This window comes from Raskinella chloraquaticus (SeqCode) (assembly GCF_021731865.1).
In the GTDB taxonomy this organism is placed as follows: domain Bacteria; phylum Pseudomonadota; class Alphaproteobacteria; order Rhizobiales; family UBA4765; genus Raskinella; species Raskinella chloraquaticus.
This window is the reverse complement of the sequence record NZ_JAKFWN010000040.1, coordinates 1-14,646: the sequence shown is the minus strand read 5'-3', so window position 1 is coordinate 14,646 and position 14,646 is coordinate 1. Positions and strand designations below refer to the sequence as shown.

At 62.1% G+C, this 14,646-nt stretch carries 16 protein-coding genes; 9 read left to right on the top strand and 7 right to left on the bottom strand.

Features of this window, described 5'->3' with window-relative positions; all coding sequences use genetic code 11:
- Positions 1 to 134: 134 nt before the first annotated feature.
- From ACINK1_RS13280 to accD, 9 genes are all read left to right on the top strand, one after another.
- Positions 135 to 902, top strand: coding sequence for an alpha/beta hydrolase (locus ACINK1_RS13280; protein WP_376802011.1), 768 nt, complete (start codon positions 135 to 137; stop codon positions 900 to 902).
- Entirely contained in the window at positions 892 to 1,839 is a 948-nt protein-coding gene (sppA, locus tag ACINK1_RS13275; RefSeq protein ID WP_395760155.1) for a signal peptide peptidase SppA, read from the top strand. The genes ACINK1_RS13280 and sppA overlap by 11 nt, the downstream gene beginning before the upstream one ends.
- Positions 1,840 to 1,960: 121 nt before the next feature.
- Positions 1,961 to 2,248 carry an integration host factor subunit beta gene (gene ihfB, locus ACINK1_RS13270; RefSeq protein ID WP_376802009.1) on the top strand — a complete coding sequence of 96 codons (288 nt, stop codon included), beginning with the start codon at positions 1,961 to 1,963 and terminating at the stop codon, positions 2,246 to 2,248.
- A gap of 102 nt (positions 2,249 to 2,350) precedes the next feature.
- Positions 2,351 to 2,668 carry a LapA family protein gene (locus ACINK1_RS13265; RefSeq protein WP_376802008.1) on the top strand — a complete coding sequence of 106 codons (318 nt, stop codon included), beginning with the start codon at positions 2,351 to 2,353 and terminating at the stop codon, positions 2,666 to 2,668.
- Between the two features lie 8 nt (positions 2,669 to 2,676).
- Positions 2,677 to 3,624 carry an ornithine cyclodeaminase family protein gene (locus ACINK1_RS13260; RefSeq protein WP_376802007.1) on the top strand — a complete coding sequence of 316 codons (948 nt, stop codon included), beginning with the start codon at positions 2,677 to 2,679 and terminating at the stop codon, positions 3,622 to 3,624.
- Between the two features lie 10 nt (positions 3,625 to 3,634).
- The gene (locus ACINK1_RS13255) at positions 3,635 to 4,297 is read left to right on the top strand and encodes a phosphoribosylanthranilate isomerase (RefSeq protein ID WP_376802006.1); all 663 of its coding nucleotides are present in this window, start codon (positions 3,635 to 3,637) and stop codon (positions 4,295 to 4,297) included.
- 8 nt (positions 4,298 to 4,305) lie between these two features.
- Positions 4,306 to 5,514 carry a tryptophan synthase subunit beta gene (gene trpB / locus ACINK1_RS13250; protein WP_376802005.1) on the top strand — a complete coding sequence of 403 codons (1,209 nt, stop codon included), beginning with the start codon at positions 4,306 to 4,308 and terminating at the stop codon, positions 5,512 to 5,514.
- A 6-nt stretch (positions 5,515 to 5,520) separates the two neighbouring features.
- Positions 5,521 to 6,360 (top strand): tryptophan synthase subunit alpha, encoded by an 840-nt coding sequence (gene trpA / locus ACINK1_RS13245; protein ID WP_376802004.1) that lies wholly within the window; start codon positions 5,521 to 5,523, stop codon positions 6,358 to 6,360.
- Positions 6,361 to 6,416: 56 nt separating this feature from the next.
- Positions 6,417 to 7,337, top strand: coding sequence for an acetyl-CoA carboxylase, carboxyltransferase subunit beta (accD, locus tag ACINK1_RS13240; protein WP_376802003.1), 921 nt, complete (start codon positions 6,417 to 6,419; stop codon positions 7,335 to 7,337).
- A 563-nt stretch (positions 7,338 to 7,900) separates the two neighbouring features.
- Here the strand turns inward: accD and pnp are convergent.
- The 7 genes from pnp to ACINK1_RS13205 form a co-directional block, all read right to left on the bottom strand.
- On the bottom strand, positions 7,901 to 10,051 hold the full coding sequence (gene pnp, locus ACINK1_RS13235; protein ID WP_376802002.1) for a polyribonucleotide nucleotidyltransferase: 2,151 nt from the start codon (positions 10,049 to 10,051) through the stop codon (positions 7,901 to 7,903).
- Positions 10,052 to 10,308: 257 nt separating this feature from the next.
- The gene (gene rpsO, locus ACINK1_RS13230) at positions 10,309 to 10,578 is read right to left on the bottom strand and encodes a 30S ribosomal protein S15 (RefSeq protein ID WP_376802001.1); all 270 of its coding nucleotides are present in this window, start codon (positions 10,576 to 10,578) and stop codon (positions 10,309 to 10,311) included.
- A gap of 164 nt (positions 10,579 to 10,742) precedes the next feature.
- The gene (locus ACINK1_RS13225) at positions 10,743 to 10,883 is read right to left on the bottom strand and encodes a hypothetical protein (RefSeq protein ID WP_376802000.1); all 141 of its coding nucleotides are present in this window, start codon (positions 10,881 to 10,883) and stop codon (positions 10,743 to 10,745) included.
- 69 nt (positions 10,884 to 10,952) lie between these two features.
- Complete coding sequence (gene ugpC, locus ACINK1_RS13220; RefSeq protein ID WP_376801999.1) at positions 10,953 to 12,035, bottom strand: sn-glycerol-3-phosphate ABC transporter ATP-binding protein UgpC; 1,083 nt, start codon at positions 12,033 to 12,035, stop codon at positions 10,953 to 10,955.
- Positions 12,036 to 12,037: 2 nt separating this feature from the next.
- A complete protein-coding gene (ugpE, locus tag ACINK1_RS13215; protein WP_376801998.1) occupies positions 12,038 to 12,883 on the bottom strand; it encodes a sn-glycerol-3-phosphate ABC transporter permease UgpE in 846 nt (281 codons plus the stop codon).
- The gene (ugpA, locus tag ACINK1_RS13210) at positions 12,883 to 13,764 is read right to left on the bottom strand and encodes a sn-glycerol-3-phosphate ABC transporter permease UgpA (RefSeq protein ID WP_376802072.1); all 882 of its coding nucleotides are present in this window, start codon (positions 13,762 to 13,764) and stop codon (positions 12,883 to 12,885) included. Before ugpA ends, ugpE begins: the two co-directional genes overlap by 1 nt.
- Before the next feature lie 60 nt (positions 13,765 to 13,824).
- Positions 13,825 to 14,646 (bottom strand): extracellular solute-binding protein (locus tag ACINK1_RS13205; RefSeq protein WP_395760154.1); only part of this gene is annotated, 822 nt, incomplete at its 5' end.

The window sequence follows — 14,646 nt, the reverse complement described above, 5'->3', positions numbered from 1 at the left end:
ACGGCCTCAAGGGTCAAAGCGGAAGCAGCCGGCTTGGGGTCAGGACCCGTTAGTTCAGGCAAAACGGCATGGCACGAATGGATAAAATGGCAGAACACACCTATCTTGACGTAGGGCAACGACGGATTGCGATCATGTCGCGGACCGGAGAGGGTCCCGGCCTCGTCTGGCTTGGCGGTTTCCGTTCCGACATGACCGCTACCAAGGCGAGCCATCTGGAAGGTGTGGCCACCCGCCACAGGCTGGCCTATACGCGCTTTGACTATGGCGGGCATGGACAGTCGGACGGTGCGTTTGCCGACTTCACGCTCAGCGACTGGATCGCCGACGCGCTTGCGGTCCTCACGCGCGCAACCAGCGGTCCGCAACTCCTCATCGGCTCATCAATGGGCGGGTGGATCGCGTTGCGGCTTGCCGAGACACTCATCGCCAGAGGCGACAGCGCGCGACTTGCCGGTCTCGTCCTGATCGCGCCAGCGCCCGACTTCACGGAGCGGCTGATGTGGCAGGGCTTCAGCCAAGCCATCCGACGCGAGATCACCGAGAAGGGGGTATGGCTGCGCCCATCGGCCTATGCGCCTGAACCCACGCCGATCACCCGTGCCCTCATCGAGGATGGGCGCCGCCACTTCGTATTGGATCGCGGCCTCGATCTGCCACTGCCTATCCATATTGTGCATGGAACCGGCGACCCTGACGTCCCGGCTGAGCTGTCGGTGGAACTGATGGGCCGCCTGCGGCGTTCATCCGTGACGATGACCCTCATCAAGGATGGCGATCACCGCTTGTCGAGCCCTGAACAGCTCGCGGCTCTTGAGAGAATTGTTCTGGGCATGGTAAGCGAAGGACGTGGAAGCGTGAACACGCCTGATCGCGCGAAAGGAAACGCCCATGGCCCTTGAGGCCGACCTGATCGTTGATCGCCGCCGCCTGCGCAGCCAGGTCAGCCGCTGGCGCTTTCTTGCTCTCGCCATTCTTGCCGTAGCACTTCTCGCAACGGGGTGGGTGATCGCCAAGCGCCCGGGAAGCACCACGACCAGCGATCACATCGCCCGGGTGTCTCTCAACGGCCTTATTACTTATGACCGCCCTTTTATACGCGTTCTGGAGCAGGTTGCCGATAATCCGAAGGCCAAGGCGCTCATGCTGATGATCGACTCGCCCGGCGGCTCCACCGCAGGATCGGAAGCGATCTACATCGCCTTGCGGCGGGTGGCAGAAAAAAAGCCGGTCATCGCTGTCGTCGGCACACTTGGCGCCTCAGGCGCCTATGTGGCAGCGCTGGCGAGCGACCGCATTTTCGCAGCGCAGACCTCCCTGGTCGGCTCCATCGGCGTCCTCATCCAATGGGCTGAATTTGATCAGGCGATGAAGTCGCTCGGCGTCCGCTTCCAGGAAATCAAGACCTCGCCGCTCAAGGCCAGCCCCAATGGCTATGAACCAGCCTCGGAGGAAGCCAGGGCGGCGCTGCGCTCGATCATCGATGATTCCTACAAATGGTTTACGGCGCTGGTCAAGGATCGGCGCCAGATGGATGACGCGGCGGTTGCGACGGTGAGTGATGGCCGGGTCTTTACCGGGCGGCAGGCGCTTGATCTCCGCCTCGTCGACCAGTTGGGCGATGGCAAGGTGGCGCGGATGTGGTTATCCAGTGAAAAGAGCCTGCCGGAGACCCTGACTGAGCGCGATTATCGACCGCAGCGGGATACGGTTGCAAGCTTCTTCGGGTTTTCTGCCGCGCGCGTGGCGGCAGTGCTTGGCCTGCCGGAATGGATGAGCCGTATTCTCGATGACGCGGCACCACGCCTTGACGGTCTGGTTTCGGTTTGGCACCCTTGAGAGACGAGACGTTCAATTTTGTCGTGTTTTCATTTTTGACTTTCGCGTAGGGTGTGGTTCGAGCGATCATCTCATGCAGGTGCGCTGCGCCGGAAATTAAAGGCAGATAGGGCGTCGTTTCATGATCAAGTCGCAACTAGTTCAACGTATCGCAGCCGCCAATCCGCATCTCTATCAGCATGACGTCGAGATGATCGTGAACGCCATTCTTGAGGAAATTACGGCGGCTCTGGCGCGAGGCGACAGGGTGGAGCTACGCGGCTTCGGGGCGTTTTCCATCAAGAAGCGGCCAGCACGCATCGGGCGTAATCCGCGCACCGGCGAAAAGGTGGAAGTCGACGGCAAGGTGGTGCCCTTCTTCAAGACGGGCAAGGAAATGCGCCAGCGGCTGAACGACAGCGCCCACTGATCGCGAAGGCGAGCGGTCGCGCTTTTGCTCCGCGTGACGGTGAGAGAAAGGCTACACTCCTTCGCCCCTGAACGCCTGTCACACATGGCCAACGGAGACAAGATGGCATTCGTAAAACGGCTTTTTGGCTGGCTGATCCTTGGCCCTGTTGCTGTCGTCGCGCTGGCACTGGCGGTTGCCAACCGCACGCTCGTCACTCTCAGCTGGAACCCGTTCGAGCGCTCGGATGGCATAGAGATGCCGCTGTTCGTCGTGGCTTTTGTCATGTTCGCGCTTGGCGCGCTTGCGGGCGGATTTGCCGTATGGATGGCGCAGGGGCGGTGGCGGCGGGAAGCGAAAACGCATCGCGCCGAGGTCCGCCTTCTGTCGGGCGAACTCGCGCAGATGCGCTCCGACCCCGCGCTCCCCTCCGCGCGCTGATCACGCCCTTGCGCTTCGTTTCCGCCGACGAGATCGATACCCTCCTGCAGTTCGAACCACTGATTGCAGCGCTCGACGACGCGTTCCGCGCCGAGATCACGGTGCCGGTGCGCGCGCATCACGCGATGGTTCGTCCTGGCGCGAGTGAGGCAACGTTACTGTTGATGCCGGCGTGGACGGCTGCCTCCGGCGGCTTTCTCGGCACGAAGATCGTTTCGGTCTTCCCCGACAATGCGCGTCAGAACAAGCCAACGATCGTCGGTGTCTATATCCTCTTTGATGGCGACAGCGGCGAGCCGCTGGCGGTGATGGACGGGCCACGCCTGACACTGTGGCGCACCGCAGCTGCCTCGGCGCTGGCATCGCGCTACCTGTCGCGAGCCGATGCGCACTGCCTCACCATGGTGGGTGCCGGCGCGCTCGCACCCTTTCTCATTCGCGCCCATGCAAGTGTCCGCCCGATCACCGAGGTGCGTGTGTGGAACCGCTCGCCGAAGGCCGCGGAAGCGCTCGTGGCGGCGATGCGCGGTGAGGGCGTGGCGATACGCCACAGCGATGATATCGAGGCAGCGACACGCTCAGCCGACATCATTTCATGCTCGACCATGTCGGCAACCCCGCTGGTCAAAGGGGCATGGCTGAAGGATGGCAGCCATCTTGATCTCGTGGGCGCCTACCGTCCCAGCATGCGCGAAAGCGATGATGACGCGGTGAAGCGCGCTCATCTTTACTGCGATACGCGGGCGGGCGCGATGAAAGAGGGCGGCGACCTTGCCGATCCGCTGGCCCGCGGGATCATCATGGCTGGGGATATTCGCGGCGATCTCGCGGAGTTGACACGCGGGCAGGCGAAGGGCCGCGAACGGGAGGGCGACATCACACTCTTCAAGAGTGTTGGCACGGCGATCGAGGATCTCGCCGCCGCCATGCTGGTGTGGCGCCTGCTGGCGCGCTAGACAGCTCTCCATGGCGATAGAGATCAAGATTTGCGGGTTGTCGACGCCCGCCACCCTCGAGGCGGCGTTGGCAGCGGGCGCTGACATGGTTGGCTTGAATTTTTTTGCCGCCTCTCCGCGCTACGTCACATTGGCCGAGGCCGCTGCCCTCGCGGCGATTGCCCGTGGTCGCACGACGATCGTGGCGCTGGTCGTCGATGCAGATGATGATGTCCTCGCGGCGCTGACAGCGGCGGTTGCGCCCGACACGTTGCAGCTTCACGGCAAGGAAACGTTGCAGCGTGTGGCCGACATTCGTGCCCGTTTCGGGCTCCCCGTCATGAAGGCGATCGGCGTGTCGGACGCAGCCGATATCGCGCTTGCGCGGCGCTATGTCGGCATTGCTGACCACCTGTTGCTCGATGCCAAGCCGCCACGCAAGGCTGACGCCCTGCCGGGCGGCAACGGGCTGGCCTTTGACTGGCAGCTGGTGAGCGATCTCGACCCGCCCCTGCCGTTCATGCTATCGGGCGGGCTTGATGCTGAAAATGTCGGCGCAGCGATGCGCCTCGTGCGTCCTGCCGGCGTCGATGTGTCATCAGGCGTCGAGAGCGCGCCGGGGCGCAAGGACGAGACGAAGATCAGGGCGTTTATTGCCGCCGCGAGGGCGGCCGACACAGAGGGTAGACGGTGAGCGTGCAGGTGTTGAATTCTTTCCGGACGGGTCCGGATGAGCGCGGGCAGTTCGGTATTTTTGGCGGGCGTTATGTCGCCGAGACCCTGATGCCGCTGGTGCTCGATCTGGAGCAGGCCTACAATGCGGCGCGGGCTGACCCTGCCTTTCTCGGTGAGCTCACCCATCTCAATGCCCATTATGCCGGGCGGCCAAGTCCCCTCTATTTTGCAGCGCGCATGACGGCGCATCTGGGCGGCGCCAAAATCTATTTCAAACGCGATGAGCTCAATCACACCGGCTCGCACAAAATCAACAATTGCCTCGGGCAGATCCTTCTGGCCCAGCGCATGGGCAAGACCCGTATCATCGCTGAAACCGGCGCCGGCCAGCATGGCGTGGCGGTGGCTACCGTATGCGCGCGCTTCGGCCTGCCGTGTGTTGTCTATATGGGGGCAACCGACGTCGAGCGGCAAAAGCCCAATGTCTTCCGCATGAAACTGCTGGGCGCCGAAGTGCGCCCGGTCACCGCTGGATCGGGCACGCTGAAAGACGCCATGAACGAAGCGCTGCGTGACTGGGTGACCAATGTGGCGGACACTTACTACATCATCGGCACCGCCGCCGGTCCGCATCCCTATCCGGCGATGGTGCGCGATTTCCAGAGTGTCATCGGCAATGAAACCCGCGAGCAGATGATGGCTGCCGAAGGCCGCCTGCCCGACGTGCTGATCGCCTGCCTTGGCGGAGGCTCGAACGCCATCGGTCTTTTTCACCCCTTCCTGGATGATAAATCGGTAACGATCTACGGGGTGGAGGCTGGCGGCCACGGGCTTGACGTTGAAAACGGGCATGCCGCCTCGCTCACCGGCGGGCGGCCCGGCGTGCTGCATGGCAACCGCACCTATCTGCTGCAGGATGATGACGGGCAGATCCTGGAGGGGCATTCGATTTCAGCCGGCCTCGACTATCCGGGCATCGGCCCCGAGCATGCGTGGCTGAAGGAGAGCGGGCGGGTCAACTACGTCGCCGTCACCGATACGGAAGCACTGGACGCCTTCCAGCTGTGCACGCGCATTGAAGGTATCATCCCGGCGCTTGAGCCAGCGCACGCGCTGGCGTTTGTCAAAAAGCTGGCGCCGACGCTGAGCAAGGACACATTGCTGGTGATGAATTTGTGCGGGCGCGGCGACAAGGACATTTTCGCGGTCGCGGAAAAACTCGGCATGGGGATGTAATCGACAATGACCACGCGTATCGACCAGCGTTTTGCCGATCTCAAGCGACAGGGGCGCGCCGGCCTCGTGACGTTCATCACGGCGGGTGATCCCGATCTTGCAACCTCATCCACAATCCTGTCACGGCTGGCGGCAGCAGGCGCCGACCTCATCGAACTCGGCATGCCGTTTTCCGACCCGATGGCGGAAGGCCCGCCCGTGCAGCTCTCCTCGCAGCGGGCGCTGAAGGCCGGCATGACGCTCAAAAAGACGCTCGCCATGGTGCGCGCTTTCCGCGCCGGCGATCAGGCAACGCCGATCATTCTCATGGGTTATTACAACCCGGTCTATTCCTTCGGCGTGGAGCGCTTCCTAGATGCGGCAAAGGAAGCTGGCGTTGACGGGCTGATCATTGTCGACTGCCCGCCTGAACATGATGATGAAGTCTGCCTGCCGGCGCAGGCCAAGGGCATTAATTTTATCCGTCTGGCCACCCCCACCACTGACGCCCGACGCCTGCCAGCGGTGATCGCGCATACGTCAGGCTTTGTCTATTACGTGTCGATTGCCGGTGTGACCGGGGCCAAGAGCGCCGAGCTGGCGAGTGTGGAGACAGCATTGGCACGCTTTCGCACCGCCACTGACCTGCCCATCTGCGTTGGCTTTGGCATCCGAACGCCCGAGCAGGCAGCAGCCTTCGCCCGCGTCGGTGATGGTGTGGTGGTCGGGTCCGCCCTTGTCAGCGCCATCCGCGACAGTCTCGACGACAACGGCCAGGCGGGTCCGCTGACCGTTGATGCGGTCCTTGATCTCGTCAGTGCACTGGCAAAGGGTGTTCGCAGCGCCCGATTGCTTGCCGCCGAATAGGCACATTTTCTGGCCAATACACTGATGACATCTCTGGTTTTTCAAACAGGTGCCCTGTGAACTGGATTACCGACACCCTCCGCCCGCGCATCAAGAATCTGCTGTCGCGCCGCGAAACGGAAGAAAACCTGTGGGTGAAATGTCCGCAGAGTGGGCAGATGGTGTTCATCAAGGAGCTTGAAGCCAATCACATGGTGGTGCCGGGGTCGGGCTACCACATGCGCATGGGCGCGGCGAAGCGGCTGGCCCACACGTTTGACAATGGAAAATACGAAGAGATCGCCCTGCCCGAGGCACCGCTCGATCCGCTGAAATTCCGCGACGAGAAGCGTTATGCCGACCGGCTGAAGGAGGCACGCACAAAGACCGGCATGCCGGACGCGCTCAAAATCGGCGTTGGCCTCGTTGGTGGCGCGCTGACGACCATCGCGGCACAGGACATGGACTTCATGGGCGGCTCGCTTGGCACCGCTGCGGGCGAAGCCATCGTCAAGGGCATGATGACTGCCGTTGAACGCAGCACGCCCTTCATCATCTTCACCGCCTCGGGCGGTGCGCGCATGCAGGAAGGCATCCTGTCGTTGATGCAGATGCCGCGCACGACGCTGGCGATCCAGTCCTTGCGCGCGGCACGCCTGCCCTATCTCGTCGTGCTCACCAATCCGACGACCGGCGGCGTGACCGCCTCCTACGCCATGCTGGGTGATATCCATCTGGCTGAACCTGGCGCGCTGATCGGCTTTGCCGGCCCGCGCGTCATCGAGCAGACAATCCGGGAGAAATTACCCGAAGGTTTCCAGCGTTCGGAATATCTGCGCGATCACGGCATGGTCGACATGGTGGTGGAACGCCATGAGCTGCCGGCAATTCTGGCACGACTGGTGATGATCCTCACCCACGCCCCCGATATGGCGGCCCCGCGCCGCGTTGAAGCCCAGATCATTCCCCCTGGCGTGCCGCTGCCAGCCGTCTCCTGACCGGCTGGCGATAACCCGGCCGCAACCTCGATGCGCGACAAGGGGGCGACGGAGCCGCCCATGTCGCCTGCCCTCGCCCAATCCACCACCAAACGGGTTGCCTTTAGCAGTGAGGGCACGATCATTCTTGGTGCAATTGGTGTGGCGTGCCTCATGGCGCTGGCCCTGCAATGGCCGCAGGCGCGCGACATCCTCCTCACCGGCCGCTTCAACGACACGGATGATGCCAAGCGCACGGTCATGGTGCGCGGCCTCATGGCCGGCCAGGCCTGGCATGATCTTGTCCTGCACCGCGTCATGCCTCCTGCCGACCTTGCCATGCACTGGTCGCGGCTCATCGATCTGCCGATTGCCGCGCTGATCACCGCCCTCAGCCTCGTTGTCGAACCGGTCCTGGCGGAGCGGCTGGCGCCCTGCCTGGCTGACCCTGTTCGTTTTCGCGCTCGCCTGCCTTGCCGTCACGCTCTACCAGATCCGCGGCCCCGGCGTGGCTGCCCCCCAAAACACGACAGGGCCGATGCGCGTGTGGCGCATCGACCCTGCCGCTCAACCGTCCAGGTGAGTTATTCGGCGGCTGGCTGCTCGCCTGAATCACCCTGTGTCTTTTCAAGGTCCTCGCCGGTCGTCTGGTCAACGATCTTCATCGACAACCGCACCTTGCCGCGCTCGTCAAAGCCCAGCAGCTTGACCTTGACCTTGTCGCCTTCCTTGATCACGTCCGTCACCTTGGCAACCTTGCGCGGGGCAAGCTGCGAGATGTGGACGAGGCCGTCGCGTGAACCGAAGAAATTGACAAAGGCGCCAAATTCCATGGTCTTGACCACGGTACCGTCATAGATGACGCCGATTTCCGGCTCGGAGGCGATCGACTTGATCCAGTTGATGGCCGCCTGGATCGATTCGCCATTGGCCGAGGCGATCTTGATGGTGCCGTCATCCTCGATATTGATCTTGGCGCCGGTCTTTTCGACGATCTCGCGGATGACCTTGCCGCCGGTGCCGATGACTTCACGGATCTTGTCGACCGGGATCTTCATCGTCTCGATGCGCGGCGCGTATTTGCCAACTTCAGTACGGGCGCCGGTCAAAGCATTGGCCATTTCGCCGAGAATATGCAGGCGTCCATCCTTTGCCTGGGTGAGCGCCACCTTCATGATCTCTTCGGTGATGCCGGCGATCTTGATGTCCATCTGCAGCGAGGTGATGCCCTTTTCAGTGCCGGCAACCTTGAAGTCCATATCGCCCAGATGATCCTCATCACCGAGAATATCGGAGAGCACGGCAAAGCGCTCGCCCTCCAGGATGAGGCCCATGGCGATACCAGCCACGGGGCGGCGCAGCGGCACACCGGCATCCATCAGCGACAGCGAAGCGCCGCACACGGTTGCCATCGAGGACGAGCCGTTTGATTCGGTGATCTCGGAGACGACCCGCAGCGTGTAGGGGAATTCATGTGCCGGCGGCAGCATCGGGCGCAAGGCGCGCCAGGCCAGCTTGCCGTGGCCGATCTCGCGACGGCCGGGCGAGCCCATGCGGCCGGTCTCGCCGACCGAGAAGGGAGGGAAATTGTAATGCAGCAGGAAGGTTTCCTTGTAGGTGCCTTCAAGTGAATCGATATATTGCTCGTCATCGCCCGTGCCCAGCGTCGTCACCACCAGCGCCTGCGTCTCGCCGCGGGTGAAGAGGGCCGAGCCATGGGTGCGCGGCAGAATGCCAGCTTCGGCCACGATCGGGCGCACGGTTTTCAGATCACGCCCGTCGATGCGCGCGCTGGTGTCGAGGATGTTCCAGCGCACGATCTTTGCCTGCAACTCCTTGAACACGTCGGCGACCTGCTGCTTGCTGTAGGCAGGGGCTTCCACCCCGTCCGGCAGCATCTCGGCCATGACACGGGCCTTCGCCGCATCAACCAGCTTGTAGCGCTCCTGCTTCTGCGTCACCTGATAGGCAGCGCGCAGATCCTTCTCGACGAGAGCGAGCATCTTGCTCTCGAGCGCGCTCATGTCAGGAATGGTAACGTCGCGCGGTTCCTTGGCGGCCTTTTCGGCAAGGCGCGTGATGGCGGCGATCACCGGCTGGAAAGCGCGATGCCCGAACATGACAGCGGCCAGCATGACGTCCTCGGGAAGCTCCTTGGCCTCCGATTCAACCATCAGCACGGCATCGCTCGTGCCAGCGACGATGAGATCGAGAGTTGATTCATCGTATTTGTCGAGCGTCGGATTGAGAACGAATTCATTGTTGATGACGGCAACGCGGGCGCCACCGATCGGCCCCATGAAGGGCACGCCTGAGAGGGTCAGCGCGGCGGAAGCCGCCACCATGGCAAGCACGTCGGTGTCGTTTTCGAGGTCATGGCTCATGACGGTGACGACGACCTGGGTTTCGTTGCGGTAGCCGTCAACGAAAAGCGGGCGGATCGGGCGGTCGATGAGGCGCGAGATCAGCGTCTCGCGCTCGGAGGGGCGGCCTTCACGCTTGAAATAGCCGCCGGGAATGCGGCCGGCAGCAAAGGTCTTTTCCTGATAGTTGACGGTAAGCGGGAAGAAGTCGATGCCAGGCTTTGCCTCTTTTGCCGAAACGACCGTGGCAAGCACGGTGGTCTCGCCATAGCTTGCCCATACAGCGCCATCCGCCTGGCGGGCGATCTTGCCGGTTTCCAGAACGAGCTTGCGGCCCGCCCAGTTCAGTTCTTCGCGATGAATATCGAACATGTATTGCTCTTTGTCCTTATGGCCCGGCTACCATGGGCAAGACGGCAAGCGGCTCTCGGCGGTGCGGCAAGGCACGCACTGATGAAAGCCGCCAACGATCCTGCCATGGCCTCTGGGCCCGGGTGGTGCGCGCCGCATTCATACGACGCAGCAAAGGCCCGCAGGCACCATTGCCGGCGGGCGTCTTGGCGGTGTCCGACGCTTGACGAGACGGGGCGTCGGACGTGGTCATGGACCGGAGGAGCCGGTCCGGTGCATCAGCGGCGGATGCCGAGCCGCTCGATGAGGGTACGATAACGCGCCTGATCAACGCGCTTCAGATAGTCAAGAAGCGAGCGGCGACGCGACACGAGACGCAACAGACCGCGACGTGAATGATTGTCCTTCACATGCATCTTGAAATGTTCGGTGAGATTGGAGATGCGCTCGCTGAGGATGGCCACCTGTACTTCCGGTGAACCGGTATCCTTGGCCTCCGTGGCATAGTCCTTGATCAGTTCGGCCTTGCGGCTGTCGGTAATCGACATCGGCGATCCTTTCGCTGCGGATTGAGTGATGGTCACGGCCCGGCCAGGATGTCGTCCAGCAGGGTCGGCGGGTGATATCAGCGCGGCGCTTCATAAAAAGCAGCAGAGCCAACGGCGGGCCTATACACCCAACAGGGCAAAAAGCAAAGGGCGGAGCGCGCCGATTACTGCGCCGGCGTCACATTCTGTCCGCAGGAAGCCGGCACTCCGGGAAGCTTGTAGCCGAAAATCTCACCACATTTGGAGCAGTTCGACAGACTCAGCCCAAGGGCCAGCAGGACCGTCAGGCGCACCATCCGTTTCATAGACCGCTCCCCATGTTCATCGGCCTGCCCTCGTCAGGATGGCGCAGCGCGGCGAGCGCGTCATCGGCTTCATACCCCGAGACGGCGCCCGCTGTCACGGGCGAAACGATGGAGGACGTCAAAGGGGGCATGGACCGTGATCTTTGCTCCTGGCGCATAGCTTGCCACGCCGTTGACCCGCATGACGATGTCATGGCCGCCGGGGATCACCAGATGAACAAGGCTTTCAGCGCCAAGCGGCTCGACCAAACGAACGTCGCTCGCCCAGATGAGGCCGGGCGCGCTGCCAGGGCCCGCCTGCAGCGCCTCGGGACGCACGCCCAGAACGCCTTCCCGCACTTTTCCCCACACCGGCTGATCAAGTCCAAGCCCGTCATTGCCCTTGCCAAGGCGCAGCGTGCGCCCGTCCTCGCCGATGCCCACCGGGATCATGTTCATCGCCGGCGCACCCAGGAAGCCGGCGACAAAAACGCTCGCAGGCCGCTGATAGACATCAAGCGGCGTGCCGACCTGTTCAATCCTGCCGGCATTCATCACGACGATGCGGTCGGCAAGGGTCATCGCCTCCACCTGGTCATGGGTGACGTAGACGGAGGTCACCTTGATCGCCTGATGCAGCTTCTTGATCTCAAGGCGCATCTGCACGCGCAGCTTGGCATCGAGATTGGAGAGCGGCTCATCGAATAGGAAAACCTGCGGGTCGCGGACGATGGCGCGGCCCATGGCGACACGCTGGCGCTGGCCGCCGGAGAGTTCGCGCGGGCGACGCTGCAGCAGGCTCGATAATTCCAGCATGCCGGCAGCCTTGGCGACGCGCGCCGCGATCTCGCTCTTGCCCATACCGCGCACCTTGAGGCCGTAGGACATGTTGTCCTCAACGCTCATATGGGGGTAGAGCGCGTAGGTCTGGAAAACCATGGCGATGTCGCGCTCGGCCGGCTCGACATCGTTGACGATCCGCTCACCGATCATCACATCGCCGGCGCTCTGGCGCTCGAGCCCGGCGATGATGCGCAGCAACGTTGATTTTCCGCATCCTGACGGACCGAGGATGACGATGAATTCACCATCGGCAAAAGCGCAATCGATCTGTTTGAGAACGCTGACCGATCCAAAGCGCTTCTCGACATTTCTGACTTCGACTGTGGCCATGGCTATTTCTCTTGATCCACCAGGCCCTTGACGAACCAGCGCTGCATGGTGAGGACAACGATCACAGGCGGCAGAAGGGCCAGAACGGCGGTCGCCATGATGAGGTTCCACTCGCTTTGCGCGTCACCCGTGCCGATCATCTTGGTAATGCCGATGACCACCGTCTCGAGCGCGCGCGACTTGGTGATCAGCAGCGGCCACAGATACTGGTTCCAGCCGAAAATAAAGAGAATGACGAAAAGGGCGGCGATATTGGTGCGCGACAGCGGCAGGACGATATCGATGAAAAAACGGACCGGACCGGCGCCGTCGATCTTGGCTGCTTCCGTCAGTTCGTCGGGAATGGTGAGAAAAAACTGGCGAAACAGCAGCGTCGCGGTGGCCGAGGCGATGAGCGGCACGACAAGGCCGAAGCGTGTGTCGAAGAGACCAAGATCAACCACCACCTGGTAGGTCGGGATGATGCGCACCTCGACGGGCAGCATGAGGGTGAGAAAGATCATCCAGAAACACAGCATGCGCAGCGGAAAGCGGAAGAAAACAACCGCATAGGCAGAAATAATCGAGATCGCTATTTTTCCAATAGCAATCGCCAGCGCCATGATGAGCGAATTGCCCATCATGGTGGCAACCGGAACCGAACCGAACCGCCCGACCTCGCCCGACGACCATATCCGGCTGTAATTCTTCCAGGCATCGGGGCCGGGATAGAGCGGCAGGGCGCCACGCCCGATGGTGCTGGCGTCCCAGGTCGAGGCGATCAGCGCCAGATAGATCGGGAAGGCGAACACCAGCACACCGATGAGGAGCCCGGCATGGGTTACCCAGGTTCTGCCGGCGCCCGCCATCAGTAGTGCACCTTCTTTTCGATGAAGCGGAACTGGATGACGGTGAGCGCGATGACGATCACCATCAAGATCACCGATTGCGCCGATGAGGAACCGAGATTGAGGTTGTGATTGCCGTCGATGTAGACGCGGTAGATGAGCGTCACCGTCGAGGTGCCGGGGCCGCCCTTGGTGAGGGCATCGATGACGCCGAACGTGTCGAAAAACGCATAGACGAGGTTCACCACCAGCAGGAAGAAGGTGGTTGGCGACAGCAGCGGCAGGATGATGGTGAAGAAGCGGCGCACGGGCCGCGCCCCGTCGATTTTTGCCGCTTCGATCACCGATTTGGGGATCGACTGCAGGCCGGCCAGAAAAAACAGGAAATTATAGCTGATCTGCTTCCATGCCGAAGCGAGGATGACGAGCGTCAGCGCCTGACCGCCATTGATCTGGTAGTTCCAGGCGATGCCGGCAGCGTTCAGCGCCTTGCCGATGATGCCGATGGAAGGGTGCGCCATGAACAGCCACAGCACGGCGGCAACTGCGGGCGCGACCGCATAGGGCCAGATGAGCAGCGTCTTGTAGAGGGACGCGCCGCGGATACCGCTATCGGCCAACACCGCCAGCAGCAGCGCCGGCACCATGGCAAGCAGGGTGACGGTGGCGGAAAAGACGATCGTCACGCCCATCGCCGTCAAATAGTTGGGATCGTTCAGGATATGGGCGAAGTTTTCAAAGCCGACAAATTCCGACCGCAGGCCAAAGGCGTCCTGCAGCAAGACCGACTGGCGGATCGCCTCGAAGGCCGGCCAGAAAAAGAACACAAGCGTGATCATCATCTGCGGCAGCAGCAGCAGATAGGGCAGAAGCCTGTTGTTGAAAATAACGCGCTTGTGCATACTGGACATTCCTGCCGCGCCACCCGGCAAGACAGGTGGCGCGGCAGAAGCCTAGCGTGATTACGAGCGATTGGCGCGTTCAAAAGCGCGCAAAATCTCGTTGCCGCGCTTGTTGGCGGCCTCGAGCGCCGCTGCCGGCGTCTGCTGGCCCTGGATGGCGCGCTCCATCTCTTCTTGAATGGCAACCCTGATTTCGGCGAAATTGCCGAGACGGAAGCCCATGGAATTGGCCGTCATCGTGCCGCGCAGAAGCTCGGTGATCGGGATATCGGCGCCCGGATTCTTGTCGTAGTAACCTGTTGCCTTGACCGCTTCGAACGCCGATTTGGTGATCGGCAGATAGCCGGTGTCGATATGCCATTTCGAGGCGATGTCGACGCGCGAGATATATTTGAAGAATTCAGCAATGCCTGTGAGTTCTTCCCTCGCACGCACCTTGTTGGGGCCGGCATTCATCACCCAGAAGGAGGCGCCACCAATGACGGTGTTATTGGGTGTCGCCGTCACCTCAGAATAGTAGGGCAGGAAGGCAAAACCGATATTGGCGATGCCACCGGGGACTTCCTTCAGATAGCGGGCACGCGCGCCGGATGACGCGTGCGTGATGGCGCATTCGCCGGATGCAAACAGCGCATCGCCCGCCCCATCGCGCCCGCCATAGCGATAGGTGCCCTCCTTGGCCATCTCGACCAGTGTCGTCAGATGGCGCACGAACAGCGGATTGGTGAGATCAAGTGTGGCGTCAGGACCGCCAAAGCCATTGGCTTTGCTGGCAACACCGACATTGTGGATGGCGCCAACCTGCTCGATCTGGGTCCAGGTCGGCCATGACGAGGTGAAAGCGCAGGCCGATGCGCCGCTTTCCTTGATCTTCTTGGCGGC

Excerpts from the sequence above, each read along its gene's own strand:
- ACINK1_RS13265 (WP_376802008.1), top strand. The coding sequence starts at position 2,351 with ATGGCATTCGTAAAACGGCTTTTTGGCTGGCTGATCCTTGGCCCTGTT.
- ACINK1_RS13225 (WP_376802000.1), bottom strand. The coding sequence starts at position 10,883 with ATGAAACGGATGGTGCGCCTGACGGTCCTGCTGGCCCTTGGGCTGAGT.
- pnp (WP_376802002.1), bottom strand. The coding sequence starts at position 10,051 with ATGTTCGATATTCATCGCGAAGAACTGAACTGGGCGGGCCGCAAGCTC.
- rpsO (WP_376802001.1), bottom strand. The coding sequence starts at position 10,578 with ATGTCGATTACCGACAGCCGCAAGGCCGAACTGATCAAGGACTATGCC.
- ugpE (WP_376801998.1), bottom strand. The coding sequence starts at position 12,883 with ATGGCGGGCGCCGGCAGAACCTGGGTAACCCATGCCGGGCTCCTCATC.
- ihfB (WP_376802009.1), top strand. The coding sequence starts at position 1,961 with ATGATCAAGTCGCAACTAGTTCAACGTATCGCAGCCGCCAATCCGCAT.
- ugpA (WP_376802072.1), bottom strand. The coding sequence starts at position 13,764 with ATGCACAAGCGCGTTATTTTCAACAACAGGCTTCTGCCCTATCTGCTG.
- ACINK1_RS13280 (WP_376802011.1), top strand. The coding sequence starts at position 135 with ATGTCGCGGACCGGAGAGGGTCCCGGCCTCGTCTGGCTTGGCGGTTTC.
- trpA (WP_376802004.1), top strand. The coding sequence starts at position 5,521 with ATGACCACGCGTATCGACCAGCGTTTTGCCGATCTCAAGCGACAGGGG.
- ugpC (WP_376801999.1), bottom strand. The coding sequence starts at position 12,035 with ATGGCCACAGTCGAAGTCAGAAATGTCGAGAAGCGCTTTGGATCGGTC.
- ACINK1_RS13255 (WP_376802006.1), top strand. The coding sequence starts at position 3,635 with ATGGCGATAGAGATCAAGATTTGCGGGTTGTCGACGCCCGCCACCCTC.
- sppA (WP_395760155.1), top strand. The coding sequence starts at position 892 with ATGGCCCTTGAGGCCGACCTGATCGTTGATCGCCGCCGCCTGCGCAGC.